At 68.2% G+C, this 23379-nt stretch carries 19 protein-coding genes; 7 read left to right on the top strand and 12 right to left on the bottom strand.

What is annotated here, in order from left to right:
* The first annotated feature begins 109 nt into the window (after nt 1-109).
* Complete coding sequence (locus AC5P6A_RS18700; RefSeq protein WP_180877665.1) at nt 110-934, top strand: alpha/beta fold hydrolase; 825 nt, start codon at nt 110-112, stop codon at nt 932-934.
* 122 nt (nt 935-1056) lie between these two features.
* On the opposite strand, the gene AC5P6A_RS18705 is transcribed toward AC5P6A_RS18700, so the two are convergent.
* From AC5P6A_RS18705 to AC5P6A_RS18735, 7 genes are all read right to left on the bottom strand, one after another.
* The gene (locus AC5P6A_RS18705; RefSeq protein WP_346715269.1) at nt 1057-2703 is read right to left on the bottom strand and encodes an MFS transporter; all 1647 of its coding nucleotides are present in this window, start codon (nt 2701-2703) and stop codon (nt 1057-1059) included.
* On the bottom strand, nt 2697-3980 hold the full coding sequence (locus tag AC5P6A_RS18710; protein ID WP_346715268.1) for an alginate export family protein: 1284 nt from the start codon (nt 3978-3980) through the stop codon (nt 2697-2699). The genes AC5P6A_RS18705 and AC5P6A_RS18710 overlap by 7 nt, the downstream gene beginning before the upstream one ends.
* Nucleotides 3959-5806, bottom strand: a complete 1848-nt coding sequence (locus AC5P6A_RS18715) for an amidohydrolase (RefSeq protein WP_346715277.1) — start codon at nt 5804-5806, stop codon at nt 3959-3961. The genes AC5P6A_RS18710 and AC5P6A_RS18715 overlap by 22 nt, the downstream gene beginning before the upstream one ends.
* 119 nt (nt 5807-5925) lie before the next feature.
* Nucleotides 5926-6351, bottom strand: coding sequence for a DoxX family protein (locus AC5P6A_RS18720; protein WP_346715267.1), 426 nt, complete (start codon nt 6349-6351; stop codon nt 5926-5928).
* 2 nt (nt 6352-6353) lie between these two features.
* Nucleotides 6354-7010: a hydrolase gene (locus tag AC5P6A_RS18725; RefSeq protein WP_346715266.1), complete on the bottom strand. Its 657-nt coding sequence runs from the start codon at nt 7008-7010 to the stop codon at nt 6354-6356.
* Nucleotides 7007-7450 carry a helix-turn-helix transcriptional regulator gene (locus AC5P6A_RS18730; protein WP_050562701.1) on the bottom strand — a complete coding sequence of 148 codons (444 nt, stop codon included), beginning with the start codon at nt 7448-7450 and terminating at the stop codon, nt 7007-7009. The genes AC5P6A_RS18725 and AC5P6A_RS18730 overlap by 4 nt, the downstream gene beginning before the upstream one ends.
* Nucleotides 7451-7500: 50 nt before the next feature.
* Nucleotides 7501-7833 carry a hypothetical protein gene (locus AC5P6A_RS18735; protein WP_346715265.1) on the bottom strand — a complete coding sequence of 111 codons (333 nt, stop codon included), beginning with the start codon at nt 7831-7833 and terminating at the stop codon, nt 7501-7503.
* Nucleotides 7834-7929: 96 nt separating this feature from the next.
* Between AC5P6A_RS18735 and AC5P6A_RS18740 the strand changes: the two genes are divergently transcribed.
* Both AC5P6A_RS18740 and AC5P6A_RS18745 read left to right on the top strand, forming a co-directional pair.
* Entirely contained in the window at nt 7930-10959 is a 3030-nt protein-coding gene (locus AC5P6A_RS18740; protein ID WP_346715264.1) for a sensor histidine kinase, read from the top strand.
* Entirely contained in the window at nt 10952-11605 is a 654-nt protein-coding gene (locus AC5P6A_RS18745) for a response regulator (protein ID WP_346715263.1), read from the top strand. The genes AC5P6A_RS18740 and AC5P6A_RS18745 overlap by 8 nt, the downstream gene beginning before the upstream one ends.
* Nucleotides 11606-12298: 693 nt before the next feature.
* Here the strand turns inward: AC5P6A_RS18745 and AC5P6A_RS18750 are convergent.
* The gene (locus AC5P6A_RS18750) at nt 12299-13492 is read right to left on the bottom strand and encodes an MFS transporter (protein ID WP_346715262.1); all 1194 of its coding nucleotides are present in this window, start codon (nt 13490-13492) and stop codon (nt 12299-12301) included.
* Nucleotides 13493-13585: 93 nt separating this feature from the next.
* Between AC5P6A_RS18750 and AC5P6A_RS18755 the strand changes: the two genes are divergently transcribed.
* Complete coding sequence (locus AC5P6A_RS18755) at nt 13586-14515, top strand: LysR family transcriptional regulator (protein ID WP_346715261.1); 930 nt, start codon at nt 13586-13588, stop codon at nt 14513-14515.
* Nucleotides 14516-14604: 89 nt separating this feature from the next.
* Here AC5P6A_RS18755 and AC5P6A_RS18760 read toward each other — a convergent pair whose 3' ends face one another.
* Both AC5P6A_RS18760 and AC5P6A_RS18765 read right to left on the bottom strand, forming a co-directional pair.
* Nucleotides 14605-16062 (bottom strand): amidohydrolase family protein, encoded by a 1458-nt coding sequence (locus AC5P6A_RS18760; RefSeq protein WP_346715260.1) that lies wholly within the window; start codon nt 16060-16062, stop codon nt 14605-14607.
* Between the two features lie 51 nt (nt 16063-16113).
* A complete protein-coding gene (locus AC5P6A_RS18765; RefSeq protein ID WP_346715259.1) occupies nt 16114-16815 on the bottom strand; it encodes an ankyrin repeat domain-containing protein in 702 nt (233 codons plus the stop codon).
* A gap of 115 nt (nt 16816-16930) precedes the next feature.
* Here AC5P6A_RS18765 and AC5P6A_RS18770 point away from each other — a divergent pair, with 115 nt between their 5' ends.
* Entirely contained in the window at nt 16931-17812 is an 882-nt protein-coding gene (locus AC5P6A_RS18770) for a LysR substrate-binding domain-containing protein (RefSeq protein ID WP_346715258.1), read from the top strand.
* A gap of 131 nt (nt 17813-17943) precedes the next feature.
* Complete coding sequence (locus AC5P6A_RS18775) at nt 17944-18381, top strand: DUF3806 domain-containing protein (protein ID WP_346715257.1); 438 nt, start codon at nt 17944-17946, stop codon at nt 18379-18381.
* Between the two features lie 48 nt (nt 18382-18429).
* On the opposite strand, the gene AC5P6A_RS18780 is transcribed toward AC5P6A_RS18775, so the two are convergent.
* Nucleotides 18430-19590 (bottom strand): amidohydrolase family protein, encoded by a 1161-nt coding sequence (locus AC5P6A_RS18780; protein ID WP_346715256.1) that lies wholly within the window; start codon nt 19588-19590, stop codon nt 18430-18432.
* A gap of 182 nt (nt 19591-19772) precedes the next feature.
* On the opposite strand from AC5P6A_RS18780, the gene AC5P6A_RS18785 reads away from it, so the two are divergent.
* A complete protein-coding gene (locus AC5P6A_RS18785) occupies nt 19773-20414 on the top strand; it encodes a hypothetical protein (RefSeq protein WP_346715255.1) in 642 nt (213 codons plus the stop codon).
* Nucleotides 20415-20494: 80 nt separating this feature from the next.
* Here AC5P6A_RS18785 and AC5P6A_RS18790 read toward each other — a convergent pair whose 3' ends face one another.
* Nucleotides 20495-23221 (bottom strand): TonB-dependent receptor plug domain-containing protein, encoded by a 2727-nt coding sequence (locus AC5P6A_RS18790; RefSeq protein WP_111102362.1) that lies wholly within the window; start codon nt 23219-23221, stop codon nt 20495-20497.
* Nucleotides 23222-23379 lie beyond the last annotated feature (158 nt).

Here is a 23379-nt window from a genome sequence, read left to right on the forward strand (position 1 = left end):
GCGCAATCCAGCACAGCCGTGCAAGTCGCCGCTCTGGCGCTGCGCTGTACTGCCGGAGGCTCCGGCATCCACGCCGGGGCCGTCCCTCCCTTCCGCCAAGGAAACCACAATGAGCAACTTCATCACCGTCGCCGACGGCGCCCGCATCTTCTACAAGGATTGGGGTACCGGCCAGCCGATCGTCTTCGCCCACGGCTGGCCGCTGTCGTCCGATGCCTGGGATCCGCAGATGCTGTTCATGGGCCAGAACGGCTTCCGCGTGGTCGCCCACGATCGCCGCAGCCACGGACGCTCCAGCCAGACCTGGGACGGCAACAACATGGACACCTACGCCGATGACCTGGCTGCAGTGCTCGAGACGCTGGACCTGAAGGATGCGATCCTGGTCGGCCATTCCACCGGCGGCGGCGAAGTGGCCCACTACGTCGGCCGCCACGGCAGCGCGCGCGTGGCCAAGGTGGTGCTGGTCGGCGCGGTGCCGCCGCTGATGCTGAAGACCGATGCCAACCCGGCCGGCACGCCGCTGGAGGTGTTCGACGGCATCCGCAAGGGAACGGGCGGTGACCGCTCGCAGTTCTTCAAGGACCTGACCACACCGTTCTTCGGTGCCAACCGCGATGGCAACAACGTCACCCAGGGCATGCGCGATGCGTTCTGGCTGCAGGGCATGCTCGGTGGCGTCAAGGGCCAGTACGACTGCGTGCACGAATTCTCGGAAGTGGACTACACCGAGGACCTGAAGAAGATCGACGTGCCGGCGCTGGTCGTGCACGGCGATGACGACCAGATCGTGCCGTTCGATGCCTCGGCCAAGCTGTCCTCGCAGATCATCAAGGATGCCGAACTGAAGGTGTACGCCGGTGCGCCGCATGGCCTGACCATCACCCACGCCGACCAGTTCAACGCCGACCTGCTGGCGTTCGCGCGCAAATGATGTCCCGCGGTGGCGCCCCAGGGCGCCGCCGCTCCTTCGGTAGTGCCGGCCGCTGGCCGGCAACCCGATCATCCATCGTGATCACGCGCAGCCGGCCAGCGGCCGGCTCTACCACCGGCGGGTCAGATGTCGGTGTGGTGATGCGGCACGGCGGCTGGCAGCGGGTCATGCCCTCCCACGAAGTGACGCACCACGGGGGCGCGCTCGCCGCGATGCAGCTCCCGCAGCACTTCCTGGATGGCCTTGTCATCCGCGGTGATGCGCTCGTGCTGGCGCAGGTGCTCCAGCCACGACGGGGTCACGAAATACTCCAAGTGGATGCCCGGGCTGGCCACGTCCTCGACCACACCCCAGACCACCGCACCGTCGCGGCGACGGATCGTGCCCAGCGCGCGCATCTGCGCCTGGAACGTGGCACGGTCAGCATCGTCGATGCGGTACTCGATGGTAACCAGCACCGGCCCCCGATCATTCGACACCGGCACCGACAGTTCCGGCGCCGGCCAGTGCCCGGCCGGACGCAGGTTCAGATCCTCGGTGCCAGCAATGCGCACGCGCCACACCAGCAATCCGCCGATCACCGCACCTGCGGCAGCCACCAGCAACGCCAGCTCCGGCGACGTACGCTGTGCGAGCGCGCCCCAGCTCAGGCCGCCGGCGGCCATGCCGGCAGAGAACACCATGATGTACAGCGCCAGCGCACGCGCACGTACCCATGCCGGAACCGCAGTCTGCGCAGCGATCTGCAGCGACGACAGCACGGTGATCCACGCAAATCCATTGACCAGCATCACCGCCGGAAGCACGTACCAGCTGCGGGTCAGCGCCAGCCCGACCAGGCTCAGGGCCAGCGACAAGGTCGCCAGCAGTACCAACAGGTCACGATCCAGCTGCGCACGCAGCTTCGGCAGCAGCAGCGCACCGCCCACTGCGCCGATGCCGATGCAGCCCAGCAGCATGCCGTACTGCCCCGCCCCGCCATGCATCTGCCCACGCACCACCACCGGCAACAGCGCGTTCATCGCCGCGGCAAAGAAGAAGAAGCCGACCGACTTGATCAGCACCGCCTGCAGCCGCCCGGCGCGGCTGGCGTAACGCAGGCCCGCCTTCAAGCCGGCACCGAAACCTTCCGGTGGCAGGCTGGACTGCTTGGGATCACGCGTCCAGCCCCACACCACGAACAGCATCGCGGCGAAGGTGATGGCGTTGAAGCCGAATGCCCACACCGCACCCAGCTGCGCCACGATCACGCCACCAATGGCCGGGCCGATCGAGCGCGCGATGTTGATGCCGATCGAGTTCAGCGCCACCGCCGAGGCCAGCATCGGCTGCGGTACCAGCTCGGAGACAATGGCGGCCTGCGCGGGCATTGCCATCGCCGCACCACAGCCCATGCAGAAGGTCAGCAGCACCAGCAACTGCGGGGTCAGCAGGTCCATCGCGGTCAACGCGGCCATCGCTGCGGCCACCAGCAGCATCCAGCCCTGGGTCGCCAGCAGGTACTTCCGGCGATCGACAATGTCGGCCAGGGTGCCGGCAGCGAGCGCCAGCAGCACGATCGGCACCGTGGTGGCAGATTGCACCAGGGCCACCATCAACGGCGAACCGGTGCGTTCGGCCATCACCCAGGCGGCGGCTACATCATTGACCCAGGTGCCGATGTTGCTGGCCAGGATTGCCAGCCAGATCGAACGGAACATCTGGATCTTCAGCGGGGACCAGGCACCTGCGTCCTGTACGGGGGGTTGCGACGCGGTTGCGTTCACCATTGCCATGCTCCAACGATCGAGGCGAACAGCGTGTCCTGGCCTCCAGCCTGCTTCAGTGCAGGACCGGCGTCGACCCAGGCCAGCTGCAGCTGCCATTGCCAGTGTTCGCTGGCCTGCCAGCGGGTTTCGGATTTGTACTGGGTGCCGATGCGGCGCGCGCCACCGGCGCTGCCCGGCAACGCCACCAGCGGCGCCGGCGTGGTGTAGACCGCATCGGCACGACGATGCTTCCAGGCCATCTGTACGCCCAGTTCCGTCGTCACCGCGTCGTGCAGGCGCAGGGCCAGGGTCGGCTGCAGGTCCATCAGATTGGCCGGGGCCAGCAGGCTGGCCTCGCTGAAGTAGGCCGATTTCGGGAACAGTGCATTGAAGGTGCCCAGTCGCCGGTCGTGCAGGTTGCCATCGCCACTGGCGATGTCGGCCTTCAGCCCCAGCCGCGGTTGCAGCGGCCGCTCCCTCCAGCGCCAGCCCGTGTCGGTCGCCAGCGTCCAGGCACGGACGTCGAGTGGGCCGGTGGCGGCACGCAGTTCACCGCCCTGCGCCACCAGCTCACTGTTCCAGTCCAGCAGACCTGACTGGCCGAACCAGCGCGCACCGAGTGTCTGCCGGCGCTCGGTTCCCGAGCCCGCCGCAAAGCGCGCACCTTCGCGACGATAGTCCAGCAGGTACAGATCCCACTGTCCCACGCCCTGCCCGCGTGCCGCGGTGGCATAGGCACCCCACAGGTGCGCACCGTGTTCGCTGCGATCATCAAAGGCACCCGGCCGGTTCTCGACCGGCCGCAGGGCCATCAGGTCAAGCGTGCCGAGCCGCCCCTTCCAGCCCAGGCGCGCACCATCGAAGGCCAGGCGGATGTTCGGCCCATCGCGTACCGACAACAGCCGCGAGCTGCCATAGCCGGCTTCCTGCCGGCCGAGCTGCACATGGAAGCCACCGCGCTGCCAGCGCCAGTACGCCTGCTGCACGTCCAAGGCACCACGGTCGGTGCGGCCCGGGCCGCCTGCCTTGCCATTCTCGGCATGCACGCCCAGCTGCAGTTTTGCCTGCCAGGCGTCCTCCACATAGGTGGCCGAAGCCAGTGCGCGCAGCAGGCCATAGCCATCTTCGCCGCCGCCGATACCGAACCGGGTCGGATCGTAGTACAGGCCACGCAGGCGCAGCGATGCGTCCAGTTGCAGCTCGCCGTTGCCCGCGTCGCTGCAGCGCCCGCCCTCGCAGGCCAGCGCCAGCGAGGGCATGGACAGCAGCGCCAGGCTCAGAACGCGAAGCACGAGCATCCCATCGCGCCCCAGAACCCGGCCAGGTCATCGGTCGGCGCCGCGTGATGCGCGGCATGACCGTGAGCACCATGCGTACTGCAGGCCACACCGTGATGGTGGCGATGGGCAGCAGCCAATCCGGTGGCGGCACCACCAACGTGGTAACCACCGAACCGGTTGACCGGCGACCAGTCCGGCATCGCCGGCGGCAGCTGCGGCGCCAGCCCAGCATAATCGCCGTCGGCGTGCACGATGCGCCCGCCGACCACGGTCAGCATGCTGGTGATGTCGGCGATCTGCGCGTCGTCGACGCGGAAGAAATCGGCCGAGAGCAGGATGAAGTCGGCCAGCTGACCAACCTTCAATGTCCCCTTCACTGCTTCGTCGCCGGAGAACCAGGCGCTGCCCTGGGTCCACAGGCGCAGCGCCTGCTCGCGTTCGAGCAGGTTTTCCTCGCCATACAGGGCCAACCCGCCCACGGTGCGCCCGGTCACCAGCCAGGACAACGCCACCCACGGGTTGTAGCTGGCCACGCGGGTGGCGTCGGTGCCTGCGCCCACCGGCACGCCCTCGGCCAACATGCGCTTGACCGGCGGCGTGTGCCGCGCCGCCTGCACGCCGTAGCGCTCGACGAAGGCTTCGCCCTGGTAGGCCATGCGGTGCTGCACGGCGATACCCCCACCCAGCGCGCGGATGCGCTCGATATTGCGCGGAGTGATGGTCTCGGCGTGGTCGATGAACCAGTGCAGGCCATCGAACGGCACCTCGCGGTTGACCTGTTCGTATACATCCAGGATGCGGGTGATGCTCTCGTCGTAGGTGGCGTGGATGCGGAACGGCCAGCGCTTCTCGACCAGCAGCTTCACCACGTCGTGCAGTTCGGGCTCCAGCTCCGGCGGCAGTTCCGGGCGCGGCTCGTTGAACAGTTCGAAGTCGGCGGCGGAGAACACCAGCATCTCGCCCGCGCCGTTGTGGCGCAGCAGGCCATCGCCCTGGCGCGGCTGCAGGATCTCGCTCCAGCCACGGAAGTCATCCACTTCCCTGCCCTTGTTCTGGGTGAACAGGTTGTAGGCGATGCGCACCGTCAGCTGGTCATCGCGATGCAGCTGCTCGATGACCTGGTAGTCCTCGGGGTAGTTCTGGAAGCCACCGCCGGCGTCGATCACCGAGGTGATGCCAAGCCGGTTCAGTTCGCGCATGAAGTGGCGCGTCGAGTTGGCCTGGTACTCGATCGGCAGGCGCGGGCCCTTGGCCAGCGTGGCGTACAGGATCAGCGCGTTGGGCTTGGCCAGCAGCAGCCCGGTCGGGTTGCCCAGCGAATCGCGCACGATCTGGCCACCCGGCGGATCCGGTGTGTCCTTGCTGTAGCCGCAGGCGCGCAGCGCGGCGCGGTTGAGCAGTGCGCGGTCATACAGGTGCAGCAGGAACACCGGCGTATCCGGTGCGATGTCGTTGAGCTCCTGCAGCGTCGGCAGGCGCTTCTCGTTGAACTGCGCGGCGGTAAAGCCACCGACCACGCGGACCCACTGCGGCGCGGGAGTACGGTCTACCTGGGCCTTCAGCATGTCCAGGGCATCGCCCAGCGAACGCAGGCCGTCCCAGCGCAGTTCCAGGTTGTAGTTCAGGCCACCACGGATGAGGTGGGTATGGCTGTCGTTGAGGCCGGGCAGCAGGCGCCGGCCCTGCGCGTCGATCAGCGTCGCTTCATTGCCCCAGCCGCGCATGATCTCCTCGTCGCTGCCGACGGCGACGATGCGGCCTTCCTGTACAGCCAGCGCCTGCGCATGCGGCTGCTGCGGGTCGAGGGTGGTGATGCGGGCATTGCGGATGACCAGCGTGCTCATGCGACGCTCCTTGGAAGTGGAATCGAGTGCGGCAACGGCGCGACCTGCCAGGCCGAGCGCAACAGCGGCGCCGCTGGCCAGCACCACGTTGCGGCGGTCGTGATCGAGGGGATCGTGACTCATGCGAATTCTCCCGGAAAGCGTTGGCCGTCCAGCGCCCAGGCGCCGGGGCCGGCCAGCGCGAGGGCCAGCAGCACCGTGGTCCACATCAACGGGTACTCACTGCCGCCGCGCATCCAGAACCAGCCCTTGGGCAGGGCCAACAGCACGGTGAAGCCGATGAAGGCAGCCGCCGCAAGCGCAGCGATGCGGGTCTGCCACCCCAGCAGCACGGCCAGCCCGGACAACACCTGCAGCAAGGCCAACAGCAATGGCAACGGTGCCACTGCCGGCAGCCCGAAACCGCGCAGCTCGGTGGCGAAGCCGGAAAGCCCCGGCCCCCCGAACCAGCCGAACAGCTTGCCCAGCGCGTGCGGCAGCAGGAAGCCTCCTGCCGCCACGCGCAGCATCAGCAGGGCCAGGTCGAGACCATGGCCGGCACCCATGCTCAGTGCCCGCCTTCCTGCGCACCGAACATCCGCTTGGCGTACTGGATGCCGATGCCGTAGCCGCCGGCGTGGTCGCGCGCAATGCCGGTGGTCAGGTCGTAGGTTTCACCCCGTGCCCAGTCGCGCTGCAGTTCGAGCAGGTACTGCACGCTGGTCATCGGCACCGCGCCGGCCTGTACCATGCGGGTGATCGCACGCTCGTGCGCTTCCTCGCTGACATCGCCACAGGCATCGGTGATCACATACACCTCAAAGCCCTGCGCCAGCGCCGACAGTGCCGGGCCGACGATGCAGACGCTGGTCCACAGGCCGGCGATGACCAGACGGCGCTTGCCGATGCGGTTGATCTCATCGATCACAGGCTGGTCTTCCCAGGTGTTCATCGAGGTGCGATCGAACACCGTCTGGCCCGGAAGGATCTGCGGCAGTTCCGGGAACATCGGCCCGGAGAACGATGCTTCGGCCACTGTGGTCAGCACCACCGGTACATTGAAGCCCTTGGCGCCCTTGCCGATCAGCGACACGTTGTTGCGCAGCGCGGAGATGTCGATGGTATGGGTGGCGAACGCCATCTGCGACTGGAAGTCGATCAGCACCAGGGCGTGGTCGGTCGGCGACAGCAGCGCCGGGGCGGGAGTGGCGGTGGCAAGGCTCATGGGTGGACTCCGTTGGAAACACGATCAAGGGGATGCAACAGGGCGGCATCGCCGGCAACGTACTGGCCGGGGCTGCAGCCGGTCTCCGCGCGGAAGCTGCGGACGAAGTGGCTCTGGTCGAAGAAGCCCAGCTGCTGGGCCAGGCAGGCCATTGGCAGCTGCGCACCCGGCAGCAACTGGCGCGCGCGCTCGATGCGACGGCGGCGGACATAGCGCAGCGGGCTGGCGCCGGTACCGGCGCGGAACAGGCGTACCAGATGGAAGCGGCTGACGCAGGCGGCCGCCGCCAGCTCGGTCACCCGCAGCGGCTGCGACAGATGCTCATCGACATAGCGCAGGGCGCGCTGCAACGCGGCGGCCTGTTGCGGTGCCAGTGAAGCGGCGGGCGGATCAGGCGGGAAGAGGGTGGCCATGCGGGACGCCGCGAAGGGGTGCCCCATGGTGCGTGACCCCTGCGTGATGCCCTACCCCCGTCGGTCGAGGCCAGCACCTACCCGAATGGGGGAGGCCGACGGCCGAGCAGGCGGCGCCCGAACAACCGCGCATCCAATGAATAGGCGCCAGGGCCCAGCATCAACAGCGCCAATGGCAGCGCCGCCTGCGGCCACGGCGCCTGCTGCGCGAACATGCCCACGGCCGCCATCAGCGCCGCCAGCGGCGTCAACGCACCCAGCATGAGCATCAGCACTGCCAGCAGGCACAACGCCGACCACCCGCCCGCCTGCATGCCGGGCGTGAACAGCGCAGCGGACAGGCACAACCGCAACCACAGCAGGCCGATGCCCGGACCGCGGTCGGGGAACATCACGAACAGGCGCTGCATGGCGGGGCTCCGGAGGGCATGCCGGCGTGATAGCCGACGCCGGCGCACGCCGCCTACCCCGTTCGGGTCACCCCGGACTGCCCCACACCTGCCAGAATGCGCGCCATGCGTGGCCGCCCCTTCCCGTCCGTGCGTCGCCTGCCGACGCTGCTGACGTGCCTGCTGCTGTTGACCTCCCTGCCCGCCTTTGCCGTGCAGCGCCCGCCGGTGAGCGGCGGGCTGCCCGATTACGAACACACCGCCTGGCGTGTCGGTCAGGGCGCGCCGGGCGATATCTGGGACATTGCCCAGGACCGTGAGGGCCTGTTGTGGCTGGCTACCGGCTCGGGCCTGTACCGCTTCGATGGCCGTCGCTTCGAACGGCAGGCGGCGCCCGCCGGCAGCCAGTTCCCGTCCACCAACATGGTCACGCTGGCGCATGCCGCCGGCGGTGCGCTGTGGATCGGCTACTTCCAGGCCGGCATCAGCCAGTTCACGCATGGGCAGCTGCGCAGCTACGGCCGCGAGCAGGGGGTGCCGGTCGGCGTGGTCCCACGCTTCAGCCAGGATCGCCAGGGCCAGCTCTGGGCGGCGATCAATGGCGGGCTGCGCCGCTTTGACGGACATCGCTGGCAGCCACTGCCGGCCGCTGCCGGCCTGCCAGAGCGCCGTGTGCAGTGGGTGCTGCACGACAGCCGGGGCAGGTTCTGGGTGCTGGCCGACCTGAAGATCTGGATGCGTGCGGCGGGCCAGACCGCGTTCGAGGACACCGGCATCGCGGTCTCGCAGATGGCGACGCTGGCCGAAAGCCCGCAGGGTGAAGTGTGGCTGGCCGACCGGGTGCGCGGCACCTCGCCGCTGGCCAACGCGCAGGGTCTGCTGGCAGACAGCGAACGTGAGGCGCGGCGGTTGCCGGAACTGGTTGCTGCGCGCCTGCAGTTCACTGCCGATGGCGCGCTGTGGGCCACGATGAGCCCGCATGGCGGCGTCGCCCGCATCACCTTCGACGGCACCCGGGCCGTGCGCATGGAACGCTTCGATTCGCCGCAAGGACTGACCGCCACATCGGCAGTGCCGATCATCGTCGATCGCGAAGGCAATCTCTGGATTGGCACCAATCTCGGCCTCAACCGCTTCCGCGCACGCAGCGTCCACACCCTGGCGGTGGGCCCAAGCGATCCGTACCGCTCGCTGGTGCGGGCCAGTGATGGCCGCGTGTATGGCTATGGCGAAGACCTCAAGCCCTACGACCTGCGGCGCACCCTGCTTGATGGCAGCGCCACACAGCTGCAGGCCGCCGCGCGCCAGGCACCCACGCCGATCTGGCAGTTCGACTGGGTCAACCTCGCACGCACGGTCGCCGGCCACACCACACTGATCCCGCTGCCGGCGCCGTTCACCGGGCAGCCGCTGCATGCCCTGTTGTTCCCCGATGACGGACAGGCCTGGGTCTGCACCGGCGAACGCGGGGTGCTGCACTACCAGCATGACCAGTGGCAGCGTGAAATCCGCCTGCCCGAGCAGGCCTGCTCATCGCTGGCGCTGGATGCCGATGGCCAGCTGCTGCTCGGCTATGCCGATGGCCGCCTGCGCCGCCTGGGTGCGAACGGCACCGAGACCTTCGACGCCGGGAACGGCCTGTCGGTAGGGCCGGTCACCGCGATGCTGCACCACCGGGACCTTCTGCTGGTCGCCGGCGAAGCGGGGCTGGCGGCACGGCTGGGCAACGGCCGGTTCGTTCCGGTGCGCACCGACATGGCCGGTGTCCTGGAGGGCATCACCGGCATGGTCGCCGATGCCAATGGACACCTGTGGCTAAACGGCAGCCGTGGCCTGGTACGGATGGAAAGCGGGTTGCTGCGCCGTGCCCTGCGCACCGGTCTGCCAGTGACGCCACGCCTGTTCGATGCCATCGACGGCATGCCCGGCATCGCCCTGCAGAGCGGACCGATCGCTACCGCCGCCCTGGCCGACGACGGCCTGCTGTGGCTGGCCACCAACCAGGGCCTGGCCTGGCTGGACACCACCCGCTCGCACGTCAATACGATGGCTCCCAGCGTGCGCATCGGCGAGGTGCTGTATGGCAGCGAGCACGCGCCGCTACGCGATGGCCTGCGCCTCCCGGCCGGCACCAGCCAGCTGCAGATTGACTACGTGGCGCTGTCGTTGGCACGTCCGGAGCGCAACCGCTACCGCTACCGCCTGTCGGGCGTGGATGACGGCTGGCAGGACGCTGGCAGCAGCACACGTGCGTACTACACCAACCTCGCGCCCGGCAGCTACCGGTTCGAGGTGGAAGCCGCCAACGAGGACGGCATCTGGAGCACCGCACCGGCCAGCCGCAGCTTCCGCATCGCTCCCACCTTCATGCAGACCGTGTGGTTCAAGCTGCTGTGCACCGCCGCCGTGCTTGCACTGCTGGTGCTGGCGGTACGCATCCGCAGCGGGCAGCTGGCCGCACTGTTCCGCGCCCGACTGCAGGAACGCAACGGCGAGCGCGAACGCATCGCGCGCGACCTGCACGACACCCTGCTGCAGGGTAGCCAGGGCCTGATCCTGCGCCTGCACGCGATCAGCCAGTCAGCGCAGACACCGGAACCGGTACGCAGCCAGCTGGAGTCAGCGATGCAGCTGGCCGAGCGCAACCTGGCCGAGGGTCGCGAGCGGGTCAATGCGCTGCGCGAGGCGCCGTTCGCGGGCCGCGACCTCGCTTCGGCGCTGGCCGACGTGCACGCCGAATACGCCGGGCATGGCATCAATCCCCTGCGCCTGACCGTGGAAGGCGCGACGCCACCGCTGCAGGCCGACGCGGCCGAAGAGGTGTTCCTGATCGGGCGCGAGGCCATCCGCAATGCGTTGCGCCATGCCAATGCCAGTGCCATTGAAGTGGAACTGTCCTATGGCACGCGTTGTTTCCTGCTGCACGTGCGCGACGACGGCGCCGGCATTGCCGACGAGAACGCCGGCCATGGCCATTGGGGCCTGCAGGGCATGCGTGAGCGCGCCCAGCGCCTCGGCGCGGAACTGCAGCTGTGGACCCGCCCCGGGCTGGGTACCGAGGTCGCGCTGGCGGTTCCCGCCCGTCGCCTGTATCACCGCCGCCCATCGCGTTGGCGCTGGCCCTGGAGTAGAACGAGCCATGACTGAATCCCCTACCCCGATCGGCGTACTGGTGGTCGATGATCACCCGTTGCTGCGTGACGGCCTGGCTGCGCTGCTGGGCGCCCATTCCGACCTGCGCCTGCTCGGCGAGGCCGCCGATGGCGAGGAAGCCATCGCGCGCTATCAGCAGCTGCAGCCAGACGTGGTACTGATGGACCTGCAGATGCCACGCCTGGATGGTGTGGAAGCCATCGTGCGGATCCGCGCGACGGATCCGCGCGCGCGCATCATCGTGCTGACCACCTACCGTGGTGACGTACGTGCGGTGCGGGCGCTGCAGGCCGGCGCCAGCGCGTACCTGCTGAAGGACATGCTGCGCCATGAACTGGTCGACACCATCCGCATGGTCGCCGGTGGCCGGCGCGCACCGATTCCCCCGGCCGTGGCGGCCAGCATCGCCGCGCATGTAGTGGAAGATCGCTTGTCACCGCGCGAGACCGAGGTACTGCGGCACGTGGCCGGAGGGCTGTCGAACAAGCGCATCGGCGAGCGCATGCAGATTTCCGAGCAGACGGTGAAGGCGCACATGAAGAGCCTGATGGACAAGCTCGGCGTGGGTGATCGCACGCATGCGGTAACCCAGGCGCTGCGGCGCGGCATCATCAGCCTGGACGACAGCGGTCACGATTAGGGGGTTGTCCGGCAGGGCTGCGCCCTGCACCCACGGTAGTGGCGGCCGCTGGCCGGCAACCTCAACAGCAAAAGCGGGCTTTCCGTGGGATGGCGGGGCGGTGTCGGAATGCGGGGACGCTGCAAGTACGTCCCTGTAAGCTTGGCAGCCGCATCCATGCGGCTGACACCCCGCACTCCGACACCGCCCCACCTCTGACAGATTCCGATGGCGGTTGGTAGGTGTCGACCTTGGTCGACACTTCTGTCAGATATCGAAATCAATCTGGGGTCAGATCCGTTTTCCTCCGGAAAACGGATCTGACCCCAAGAGCCATTCCAACAGACCGCAGGAACCTGTCGAAGGCGGGGTGGGTCCGGTTGCGGGGGCGTGAGCGGCTTGGGCCCGAGGCATGCCTCGGGCGGGTTGGGCAGGACGCCCAACCCCGGTCTTGCCGTGTGCGCAGGACAGCGCACACGAGCAAGGCGCGACCGAGCCCCCATGGGTGAGGGCGCTTCGCTTGCGAAGCATTGCTTCGCAAGCGCCCGAACGCCCAGCCGCCAGCGGCTGGGCCGGACTGGGGATTCACGGCGTCCCCCGCAACCGGAGCCACCCCGCCTCCCTACAGGAACCCCGCTGTTGTTGTTGATGTTGATGTTGCTGTGGCTCCGGCTCCCAGCAGGTGCAGGGCTGCAAGCCCTGCCGAACACCCCCCTACTTCAAACGCAGTGCCAGGCTGCCGCCCGCACACACCACCGCCAGCCAGGCCACGCCGTGCCACCCCCACTGCGCCAGCGCCAGGCTGCCCAGCGCACCACCGGCGGCCATGCCGATGAACATGCCGGTGAACAACAGCGCATTGAGCCGGCTGCGTGCCGGCGGCACCAGCCCGTAGACCAGGGTCTGGTGCGCCACCAGCGCCGACTGGAAGCCGAAGTCGAACAGCAGCGCACTCACCACCAGCAACGGCAACAGCGCGGCGGCCGGCAACCAGGCTTCGGCCAGCAGCAGGCCGAAGCCCAGCAGCGCCACCGCAATCGCCAGCCGTGCCACCGCATGGCACCCCAGTCGATCAGCGAAACGGCCGGCAAACGGTGCGGCCAATGCACCGGCCGCACCGGCGATACCGAACGCACCCGCCGCCGCACTGCCGAGGCCCAGACGTGCATGCAGCATCAGCGCCAGGGTCGACCAGAACGCGCTGAATCCCACGGCCAGCAGCGACTGGCTGGCCACCGCACGGCGCAGCTGCGGCTGCTCACGCCACAACGCCAGCAATGAGCCCAGCAACGCCGGATAGCGCAGCGTGCTGGTCGGCGCGAAACGCGGCAGTGCACGCGCCATCACCGCGCCCATCGCCGCCACCGATACCGCCGCCAGTACGAACTGCGTGCGCCAACCCCACGCTTCAGCCACCACGCCACTGACCACTCGCGACAACAGGATGCCGAGCAGCAGGCCGGTCATCACCCGGCCGACGATCTGGCCGCGCTGCGCATCCGGTGCCAGCACCGCAGCGGCGGGAACGATGTCCTGCGCCAGCGTTGCCATCAGCCCGACCAGCAGGCTGGCCATCAGCAGGCCCGGCAGGTGCCCGGCCATCGCGGCGGCGCCCAGTGCCAGCGCCAGCAGCGCGGACTTCAACAGGATCAGATGGCGGCGGTCGAAGCGATCGCCCAGCGGTGCCAGCAGCAGGATGCCCAGTGCGTAGCCGAGCTGGGTCAAGGTTGGCACCAGGCCGGCGGCGCGCTCACTGGCGCCAAGGTCCTGGGCGATCAGGCCCAGCATGGGCTGGCTGTAATACAGCGACGCGACCGAGAAGCCGGCACCGGCCGCCATTGCCAGCACCAATGGGGCGGAAGGCACGGTCGCCGGTGCGGCCGCAACAGACAGCGAGGGGGTAGACATGGGGGAGCCCCGTAGAGGAAGTGGGCGTATCCTGCCTGTATTCGCCATACGTCTGTAGTAGGCTCTGGCACATATATTTCATACGCCACACGCATGAATGACCTCGCCACCGGCGCTGATCGCCTGGATCTGCTGCGCACCTTCCTGCGCATCGTCGATGCCGGCAGCCTGTCTGCTGCGGCCCTGCAGCTGGGCACCACCCAGCCGACGGTCAGCCGACGCCTGCAGGCACTGGAGCGGCAGCTCGGCCTGCGCCTGCTGCAGCGCTCCACCCATGGCCTGCAACTGACCGAGGACGGCCTGCGCTGTCAGCGTCATGCGCAGCGCGTGGTCGACGAATGGGAGTCGCTGCAGGCCGAGCTGAACGGCGAACCGGAAACGCTGCGCGGACGCCTGCGGGTGATGGTGCCGCACGCCTTTGGCCAGGCGCAGCTGCTGCCGACCATGCTCGCATTCCTCGCCCAGCACCCGCAGCTGAGCCTGGAGTGGATCCTTGAAGATCGTCGCCCGGATTTCATCGCAGAAGGCATCGACTGCGCGGTGCGGGTGGGCCCTGTCGACGAACCGCGCATGGTTGCACTGCCGCTCGCAGAAGTGCCGCGCATCGTCGTGGCAGCGCCCTCGCTGGTGGACGCCACGGCGGTCAGTACGCCGGAACAGGCACAGTCACTGCCGTGGATCTCGCTGGTCACCTACTACCGCGAACGCCTGCTGCTGCATGATGCGCAGGGCCGGGCGCATACGCTGTCAATCAGCCCGCGCCTGCTCAGCGATAACCTGTTCGTGGTACAGCAGGCTGCACGCGCCGGGCTGGGCGCAGCGGTGATCTCGGCCTGGCTGGTGGCCGACGACCTCGCACAAGGGCGGCTGGTGCAGCTGCTGCCGGACTGGCAGGCACCGGCACTGCCGGTACACGTCGTGTTTCCTGCCGCGCGCCAGCAGCCGCCACGGCTGCGCGCCTTCATCGATGCAATGAAGGCCGCACTGCCGCAGTTGCACGGCATGCGGCCGGCACCGCGTTAGGTCATCGGCCGCATCATCCACGCATGGCGTGGATCTACTGAGGGTACGGGTAGATCCACGCCATGCGTGGATTCCGCCCCGCCCCACCCTCAATTGGCCTTCGCAGCCTCGGCATTCCACGCCGCGACCTTGGCCTTGGTGTCGGCCAGCATCTTGTCCAGCGCGGCGCGGTCATACACGTTGCCGCGCAGGATCACGCTGTCGATCTTCTCGGTGGCGGCAATGTCCTGCAGCGGGTTGGCGGTCAGCAGCACCAGATCGGCGGCCTTGCCCTGCGCGACACCACCGTAACGGTCCATCTGGCCGAACCAGGCGGGGCCGGAACGGGTTGCGGCCGACAGCGCCTGCGGTGCGCTCAGGCCCTCCTTCACGAACAGCTGCAGTTCCTGGTGCAGGGCGATGCCCGGGAAGTTGAACGAGTTGAGGAAGCCCGCATCGGTGCCGGCAATGATCGTCACGCCCGCCTCCTGCAGCAACGGCAGCACGGCAGCCACCTGGTGGTACTGCGCGTGGCGCGCCTCGATCTGTGCCGGCGTCGCCTTCGCCGCGCGGTCCACGCGCCACTGGTAGGTCGCGCGCAGGCCCGGGCCGATGTAGGCCAGGTACGGATCGTTGGCGTGGTCATCCTGGTCCAGGAAATCGAGGATACGGCCACCGTTGAGGGTCGGGGTCACGAATACGCCGCGCTTGGCGAAATCACGGTAGGCGTGCATCGCGGTGTCACGGTCGAAGCTGGCGTCGAGGCGGCGATTGGCTTCCGCGCGGTCGATGCGGCCGGCGCCGAAGTCGGCGGCGATCTTCGCTTCGTCCTTGCTGCCGGCCTTGAATGCGTAGTCCAGGTGCTCGATCGAGGCCAGGCCGGCATCGACCGCCTGCTCCACCGTCAGCGCCATCGGAATGTGGCCCGAGGCCTTGAAGCCGGCCTTGCGCGCTGCGCTGGCCGAATACAGGAACAGATCCGGCTTCAGCGTGCTGTCGGTGATCTTCACGAAGTCGACCCTGTCGTGCTGCAGTCGAGTGATCGCCTTGTCGACGTCGGCCTCGCTGCCCACTTCGATCGTGCCCTTCCACACCGGCTTGATGCCTTCGATCTTCGCGCCGGAACTGAGCAGGCGTGGGCCGAACAGCGTGCCCCTGGCGATCTCGCCACGCCACTGCAGCACCTGCTCGGGCAGGTCGCCGGAGCAGTCACGCACGGTGGTGATGCCGTGCGCGATGTACAGCGGCAACAGTGCCTTGTTCTCTTCGATCAGCGCCGGGCCGCCACCGAAGTGCACATGCATGTCCCACAGGCCCGGGATCAGGTATTTGCCCTTGGCATCGATCTGGCGGGCCGCGCTCCACTGGCTGCGCAGCTGCGCGTCCGGGCCCACCGCGACGATGTCCTCGCCGCGGATCACCACGCTCTGCCCGGCCCGCGTGCTGGCGTGCTCGACGTCGACCACGGTGGCATTGCGGATCAGCAGGTCGGCGCGCTCGGCAGCAGATACCGACAGCGGCGCCACCGCAAGAAGGATGGCAAGGGACAACGGACGGGAACGGAACATGGACAGCATCCTGATGGGCACGCCCAGCGTGCGGGTGGAAGGGGTTTGCATTCAGCGCACCGCGCCGTGCTGGCGCAGCAGGGTCTCAATTCCGGTATAGCCGCGCTGGCGCGCGTGCGCCAGTGGCGTTACGCCATCGCCATCGGCAAGCTCCGGGTCGGCACCGGCCTCCAGCAGCAGCTGCACGATCTGCACGTGGCGCGCACCTCCATCGCCGAGCAGGATCGCTTCCAGCAGCGCGGTCCAGTGCAGCCGATTGACATGGTCCACCGCCACACCGGCCCGCAGCAGCGTGCGCACGGTGGCGACGTGACCGCGCTCGGCGGCCGGAATCAGCGCGGTACCGCCATAGCGGTTGGTGCTGCGCAGGTCGGCGCCATGCGCCAGGGTCATCGCCAGGATCTCATCCAGGCCACGCGCGCCGGCATACAGGTAGGCACTGTCCTGCAACGCATCCTTGGCATTGACGTCTGCCCCGGCCTCGATCAGTTCGCGCGCGGCATCCACGTTGTTGCCATGCGTTGCCAGCAGCAGCGCCGTGCGGCCCTGGCCATCGCGCGCCTCCAGATCAGCACCTTCGGCCAGTGCGCCGCGCACCGCCTCGGCATCGCCGCGGCTGGCGGCATCACGCAGGCGCGCGTCTGCGTCGGCTCTGGAGGTGGCAGTGCAGGCAGGGGTGACCATGGCCAGCAGACACAACAACAGCACGCGCGTGAACGGTGCAGGCCAGCCAGCAGGGCAATGGAAGCGCATCACGGTGTCTCCTTTTCTCCATCGCCGCAGGGCGATGGTCGCAGGGGTCGCGCATTGCCGGCCCCTGCCCCGCATGGTAGAAGTCGGCCTGGGTATCCAGAAGTGAAATGTTCAAATGCAAGACAGTGCCAAATCGAATAGAACCCTGTTCGAACTGGACCTGCTGCGGGCGCTGGTGATGGTGGCCGACTGCGGCAGCTTCACCACGGCGGCCACGCGCCTGCATTCGACGCAGTCCACGGTCAGCCAGAAGGTACGGCGGCTGGAGGAACTGGCCGGGCATCGCCTGCTCGAGCGCGGCCACCGCGATGTACACCCCACCGACGCCGGCCACACCCTGCTTGGCTATGCGCGGCGCATGCTCGACCTGAACGAGGAAATGGCACAGGCGCTGGCCGGGGCGACGGTGGAAACCGCGGTCCGCATCGGCGTACCCGAAGACTTCGTCAACCCGCAGACCACCCGCATGCTGGCCGCCTTCAGCCGCCGCCACCCGCAGGTGAAGCTGGAGATCAGCAGCGGCCTGAGCCGTGACCTGGCCCAGGGCTTCGACCACGGCGAGCTGGACCTGGTGCTGGTCAAGCAACGCCGCAACAGCCGCCAGGCGGTGCATTGCCGGCACGAGCCGATGCACTGGATCGACAGCCTGCGCAGCAGCTGCCTGCAGCAGGACCCGCTGCCGCTGGTCACCTTCCCGCCGCGAGGGCTGTACCGCGACGAGATGATCCACGCCGTGGAAGCGCTGGGCCTGCGCTGGCGCATTGCCTTCACCAGTTCGTCGCTGAGTGGCATCCAGGGCGCGGTGGCTGATGGCATCGGCATCAGCCTGCTGCCGCGCCGCGCGGTCACGCGCGAGCACTGCATCGTCGATGGCGAGCGCGGGCTGCCGGTGATCGACAACTACGAAATCGGTCTGCTGCATCGTGCCGATGCCGATGATGCGGTGCGGGCACTGGCCAGCGAGCTGTGGCGGCAGGTACAGCGCGAGCCGGACTGACCACGGTAGATCCACGCCACGCGTGGATGCCTTTCGCGCATTGATCATCGATATCTGATCAATCTTGCCGCACGGCGGGCATCATCGCCTCGTACAGTGCCCCCTGCTTCCGTGCTCCACGGCGCCTCGCCATGTCCGACCAACCCCCGACCCGATTCGATCCCCTGCCTGCAGCCCTGCAGACGCACCTGCAGCACCAGCGTGCACGGATCGCCTCACGCGTGGCCGCCAGCTTCCCGACGTTGCCGGTGCAATGGCCGCTGGCCGCCAGCACAGTGCAGCGCGTGGTCGATGCCGAACTGATCGATCGTGACGCCTGCGGCGGCTGGGAAGCGCTGGGCGTGGCGTTCGGTGACACTCTGGCCCAGCGCGTGCCGGGCCTGGCCTGGATGCAGGTCACCGATGCCTGGGGCATCGATGCGGTGCTGCGCTATGCCGACAGCAGCCTGCAGATCGGTGCCAGCACGCTGCTGCTCAAGCGCGTCGAACAGGGCGAAGCCATCGACATCGCCCATCTGCTGGCGTGGCTGGAAGAATTCGTCGCTACCCGCGCCGACGATTACGCCTGAAAGCCGCCGGGCATGGCTCGGCGCTACAGAGGTTGGCGCGGCCTGGATCTACAGCCAACGGCCGTCCACCACCACGCGTCGCTCCACCGGCACTGCGGCCACGGCCGCCGGACCGTGATCGGCGCGCACCGCCACGAAGGTGGCCGGCAGGCCTTCGGCAATGCCATGCTGCGGCAGCCCGATCACCTGCGCGGCATGGGTGGTGACCATGTCCAGCGCCAGCATCAGGTCGGCATCGGTGTAGAAGCCGGAACGGTAGCCCAGCAACATCGCCCGCTGCAGCAGGTCGCCGTTGCCATACGGCCACCAGCAGTCGCGGATGTTGTCGTTGCCTGCGAACACGCGCACACCGGCATCATGCAGCGCGCGCAGCGGCGGGAACGGATGATCGCCCGGCGCGTTGCTCATGATCGCCACACCCGCCGTGGCCAGTGCTTCGCCCACCTGCAGCGCGCGCGCCAGCGGCACTTCGCCCAGCGAATAGGCATGGCTGACCGCAACCCGCCCCTGCAGGCCGGCAGCCCGCGTCCGCGCCGCGATGCGCAGCAGCTGGGCCAGGCCGGTTTCGCCGGGCTCGTGCAGATGGATGTCCAGCTGCACGCCGTAACGCTCGGCCAGGCCGAACAGCAGCGCCAGCTGGCCTTCGGCATCACCATCGAGCGTGGTCGGGTCGATGCCGCCGAGCACCTCCACGCCCGCGGCAAGCGCCTGCTCCAGTACGGCGGCGGTGCCGGGACAGGACATCACCCCGGCCTGCGGAAACGCCACCAGCTGGATCCGCATGATGTCGGCGCAGCGCAGTGCCGCCTCGCGCACCGCTTCGAGATGGCCGAGACCGGTGCTGCCGTCGATATCGACATGGCAGCGCATCGCCACCGTACCGAAAGCACTGCATTGGCGGATCAGCGCCTCGGCACGGTCCACCATCGGTGCCGCATCCGCCACCGCCGCCTTCTCCACCGCCAGCCGCTCACGCAGGCTGTTCACCGGCTGGTGCGGGTGCCAACGGTCGCCGACAAAGCTCTTGTCGAGGTGAATGTGGCCGTCGACCAGCCCGGGCAGCACCGCGAAGCCCTGCAGGTCGACGCATTCCGCTCCGTCATCCGGCGCGGTCTCGCCATTGAGCCCGCTGATGCGGCCATCACGGATATGGAAATGCAGTGGCGCACCGTCGCGGTCGACACCGCCATGGACGAACTGGAGGGTCATCGGGAACTCCCGGAATGCCAAGAATGGCGCCATCGTGCGCCTCGCCGCAGCCATCGGCCAACGAAATATCTGGATGGCACGCATTCACCAGAACGATGACTGCCCTGCGACAACCGGTCGCAGCCACGCCGTGCACACCCCTGAACGGGTAACATGGGCGCCTGTTTCCGCTGTGATGCCGCATGGGCCCGTCCGACCGCCACGATCGTCTCCGCCGCTGGCAGGCCGCGTCCCTGCTTGCCGCCGCCCCGATCGCCAGCCTGTCCGCCACTGATGCGGCGGCCGCTGCGCCGCTGCAGTCGCCGCCGGGCCAGCAGCGCATTGCCCCGGCTGCACTGGTCGAGCGCCTGCACCAGCGCGTGCTGTCCGGACAGAGCGCCACTGCCACGCTGGAATACTGGTGCGCCGAACATGGCTTGGCCGAACAGGCGCGGGTCCGCGCGGTGCGTGTGCACGGCCAGGACAAGCCTGCCCCCGCCGATGTGCTGCAGGCGCTGGGTGTGAAGCCGGGTGCCGACCTGCGCTATCGCCGGGTGCAGCTGGTCTGCGGCAGCCGCGTGCTGTCCGAGGCCGACAACTGGTACCTGCCCGGCCATCTCAGCCCGGCCATGAACCAGGTGCTGGACAGCACCGACGAACCCTTCGGTCGCGTGGTCGGCCCGCTCGGTTTCCAGCGCCAGACCTTGGCCGACCAGACGTTCTGGCCGCCGCGGGGCGAAGGCGACCGCGGCGTGATCCTGGAGGTGCGTGCCCTGTTGCGCGACCGCCAGCAGCAGCCTTTCAGCTACGTCATCGAGTCGTACCTGCAGCAGGCACTGCCCTAGGCCGCCGGCGCGCGCCATCACAGCGGATAGGGACACAGCAGAAGGCCCGGCATTGCCGGGCCTTCTGTCTGCCCGCCCGATCAGCGGAACCGGTAGTCCAGCTGCACCCAGTACTGGCGGCCATACGGGTCGTAGTTGCCGACCGGGTAGAACGGCCAGCCGCCACCGTTCCTGTCCGCCGGCGGGCGGCTGTCGCGCAGGTTGTTGACGATCACGCCCACCGACAGGTTCTCGCCGAACTGGCGGAACACGCTGGCGTTGTACGTCATGTACGGCGCGATGCGGCCACTGCCATCGGTCTTCGGCAGGGAGCCGAAGCGGTTGCCGTACAGCGTAGTGGTCCAGTCACCCTGGTTCCAGGTGATGCTGCCGTTGGCCTTGCTGCGCCACTGGTAGTCATCCAGCGAATTGCGGATGTCACGCTCCGGATCATCGGAGAACTGCCGGTACTTGTGCTCCAGCACCACGGTGTAGGCCAGGCGCGTGGTGAACCGGCCATAGTGGCCGGCATCGAAACGCCAGTTGCCCTTCAGGTCCAGGCCGCGCACCGATTCGGAGGCCGCGTTGATCGGGTTGATCAGCACGCGGGTTACCTGGTCCGGCTGCACCGTGGCATTGGACGGGTTGCGGATCACCCGCGACAGCGCGTCCTGGCACAGCGGTGAACCGATATCGCGTGCTTCGCCACCCAACGTGCGGCCCAGGCGGCAATCGGCTTCATCACGAAGAATACGGCTGGTGTCGAGGCTGGTGACCTCATTGTCGATACGGATGTCGTAGTAGTCAGCACTGAAATCCAGCCCGGACAGCGGCGACCAGACCACGCCGAAACCATAGGATTTGGCGGTTTCCGGCTGCAGCTGTGCGTTGGCGCGGTTGCTGTAGTCGATCGACAGGCCGTTGTAATCGCAGTTGTCATACGACTGGCCTGCGGTACGGCAGCGCCAGTAATCGGTCATGCCCGGGTTGTAACCACGCGTCTCGGTCGCGAACACGTAGTTCATGTCCGGCGCCCGGAAGCTGGTGGCAGCGGTACCACGGATCAGCAGGCTCTCGATCGGGCGGAACTCGACGCCGAAGCTCCAGGTCGCCTTGCCGATGTGCTCACCACCGGCACGGTACTGGTCATAGCGCCCGGCCAGGGTGGTGGTGAGCGACTGCAGCAACGGCAGCTGCAGCTCCACGCCGGCAGCATAGCGGTCGCGCTCGCCACCGGCACCAATACCGGCGCTGGTGTTCCAGAATTCACCGGTGCCCAGTCGCGGGTCCGGTCGATTGCGATAGCCCTGGCTGCCAGCCTCGACCACCGCGGCCAGCGCAGCGTCGCCACCGGGCAGTGCGAACAGCCGGCCGTTGACGCTGGCGCTGAAGGTCTGCAGCCACGCCGCGTTGCGGCTCTCCTGGTAGCCGGACAGGCTCTGGTACTCGTTCGGGCTCAGCGGCTGGAACAGGCGCGCCGGATCCGGCGCATAGACCTCTACGCCATTGCGCACGCCCAGCTTCGGGCCAAGCAGGTATTCGTTGATACCGGCCAGCAGCACCGGGCGGCGGGTGCGGTTCTCGTAACGCGAGCGGCTGTACACCGCCTCATAGTCCCAGCCACTGTCGCCGATCTGGCCGCGCGCGCCGACGTTGAATGACCATGAGTTTTCCAGGAAGCGGTTGGCGTTGCGCGGCAGGCCACCGATTTCCTCGGGCGCAAAGCGGCGGTACCAGCTTTCCAGGTTGCCGGTGGTCTGGTTGTAGAAGTAGTTGCGCGCCGAGGTCCAGGTGGGCGCACGGGTGTTGTTGGTGATGCGTGCACTGCCCACGGCCAGATCGGCGAACAGGTCGGTGGTCTCGTTGACGTGGAAGGTCAGCAGGCCGTAGCCGTTGAGGTTGCGCTTCTCGGTCTGCACCGTCCAGTAGCTGGCGGCGGCCTCGTTGCTGCCGCAGTACCAGCCCTGGCGCGGGTTGAAGGCACGGAACACGCTGCCGCCATAGATGTCCGACGCCGCGTCGCAGCCATTGGCGCCCGGATCGATGTTGCGACCGGTAGCGGCGTTGCGGCGATACGCGATCGCGGTCGCCTGCGGCGCCTTGCCGGCGGGGTCATCATCCAGCGAGTCCATGAAATCGCGCTGGCGCGCATGGATCGCCTTGCGCACGTCGAACTCGAAGCCGAACAGGGCATCCCAGCGCTCGCCGGAACTGCCACCGACCACCTGCGCGCGCTGGTTGTCACCCCCGCCCTGCTGGGTGCCGCCGGCCCGCACGTTCACGTCCACGCCCTCAAAGCGGTCCTTGAGGATGATGTTGACCACACCGGCGATGGCATCGGAGCCGTACACCGCCGACGCACCGGCCGCCAGCACCTCGATGCGCTCGATCAGCGCACTGGGGATGTTGGCCAGGTTGACCACGTTCACCGAGCCCTCGTAGGCCAGCGGATAGTCGGCCTGGCGGCGGCCGTTGACCAGCACCAGCGTGCGGTTCGGGCCCAGCCCGCGCAGGTTGATGGTGTTGGCGGCCGGGGTGAAGGTATTGCCGAAGTCCTCGCCCTGCACGTTGCCGGTGTTCTCGGTCAGCGCGCTCAGCGCATCGAAGGCATTGCGGTAGCCCTGCGCGTCGATCTGCTCGCGGCTGATCACCGTCACCGGCGAGGGCCCCTCGACACTGGCGCGCGGAATGCGCGAGCCGGTGACCTTCACTTCCTGCAATGTGGTGGGCGCGCTTTCCTGCGCGAAGGCCGGCAGCGAAACCAGCATCAGGGACGACAGTGCGAGCACCAGCGGACGCGGGCGCAGCGCCTTGGGGGAGGCGGACATGGGCTTCCTGGGGGGAGTTGGGCGGGTAGTAGCGGGAGCGGCCTGTGGGGCACATAACGATCCCGTAACGAAAGTGTCCTGAATGGGTGGTTTCAACGGAAATGACCAGGCCTGATGGCCTTATGCCTGAACCGAATCAGTCCCCCGGCGCCGCTCAC

Source organism: Stenotrophomonas sp. YJH_SMC_20 (genome assembly GCF_059367845.1).

What these genes read in the sequence shown, in the direction of transcription:
- AC5P6A_RS18700 (WP_180877665.1), top strand. Translation starts at nt 110, where the DNA reads ATGAGCAACTTCATCACCGTCGCCGACGGCGCCCGCATCTTCTACAAG.
- AC5P6A_RS18705 (WP_346715269.1), bottom strand. Translation starts at nt 2,703, where the DNA reads ATGGTGAACGCAACCGCGTCGCAACCCCCCGTACAGGACGCAGGTGCC.
- AC5P6A_RS18710 (WP_346715268.1), bottom strand. Translation starts at nt 3,980, where the DNA reads ATGCTCGTGCTTCGCGTTCTGAGCCTGGCGCTGCTGTCCATGCCCTCG.
- AC5P6A_RS18715 (WP_346715277.1), bottom strand. Translation starts at nt 5,806, where the DNA reads ATGAGCACGCTGGTCATCCGCAATGCCCGCATCACCACCCTCGACCCG.
- AC5P6A_RS18720 (WP_346715267.1), bottom strand. Translation starts at nt 6,351, where the DNA reads ATGGGTGCCGGCCATGGTCTCGACCTGGCCCTGCTGATGCTGCGCGTG.
- AC5P6A_RS18725 (WP_346715266.1), bottom strand. Translation starts at nt 7,010, where the DNA reads ATGAGCCTTGCCACCGCCACTCCCGCCCCGGCGCTGCTGTCGCCGACC.
- AC5P6A_RS18730 (WP_050562701.1), bottom strand. Translation starts at nt 7,450, where the DNA reads ATGGGGCACCCCTTCGCGGCGTCCCGCATGGCCACCCTCTTCCCGCCT.
- AC5P6A_RS18735 (WP_346715265.1), bottom strand. Translation starts at nt 7,833, where the DNA reads ATGCAGCGCCTGTTCGTGATGTTCCCCGACCGCGGTCCGGGCATCGGC.
- AC5P6A_RS18740 (WP_346715264.1), top strand. Translation starts at nt 7,930, where the DNA reads ATGCGCGCCATGCGTGGCCGCCCCTTCCCGTCCGTGCGTCGCCTGCCG.
- AC5P6A_RS18745 (WP_346715263.1), top strand. Translation starts at nt 10,952, where the DNA reads ATGACTGAATCCCCTACCCCGATCGGCGTACTGGTGGTCGATGATCAC.
- AC5P6A_RS18750 (WP_346715262.1), bottom strand. Translation starts at nt 13,492, where the DNA reads ATGTCTACCCCCTCGCTGTCTGTTGCGGCCGCACCGGCGACCGTGCCT.
- AC5P6A_RS18755 (WP_346715261.1), top strand. Translation starts at nt 13,586, where the DNA reads ATGAATGACCTCGCCACCGGCGCTGATCGCCTGGATCTGCTGCGCACC.
- AC5P6A_RS18760 (WP_346715260.1), bottom strand. Translation starts at nt 16,062, where the DNA reads ATGTTCCGTTCCCGTCCGTTGTCCCTTGCCATCCTTCTTGCGGTGGCG.
- AC5P6A_RS18765 (WP_346715259.1), bottom strand. Translation starts at nt 16,815, where the DNA reads ATGCGCTTCCATTGCCCTGCTGGCTGGCCTGCACCGTTCACGCGCGTG.
- AC5P6A_RS18770 (WP_346715258.1), top strand. Translation starts at nt 16,931, where the DNA reads ATGCAAGACAGTGCCAAATCGAATAGAACCCTGTTCGAACTGGACCTG.
- AC5P6A_RS18775 (WP_346715257.1), top strand. Translation starts at nt 17,944, where the DNA reads ATGTCCGACCAACCCCCGACCCGATTCGATCCCCTGCCTGCAGCCCTG.
- AC5P6A_RS18780 (WP_346715256.1), bottom strand. Translation starts at nt 19,590, where the DNA reads ATGACCCTCCAGTTCGTCCATGGCGGTGTCGACCGCGACGGTGCGCCA.
- AC5P6A_RS18785 (WP_346715255.1), top strand. Translation starts at nt 19,773, where the DNA reads ATGGGCCCGTCCGACCGCCACGATCGTCTCCGCCGCTGGCAGGCCGCG.
- AC5P6A_RS18790 (WP_111102362.1), bottom strand. Translation starts at nt 23,221, where the DNA reads ATGTCCGCCTCCCCCAAGGCGCTGCGCCCGCGTCCGCTGGTGCTCGCA.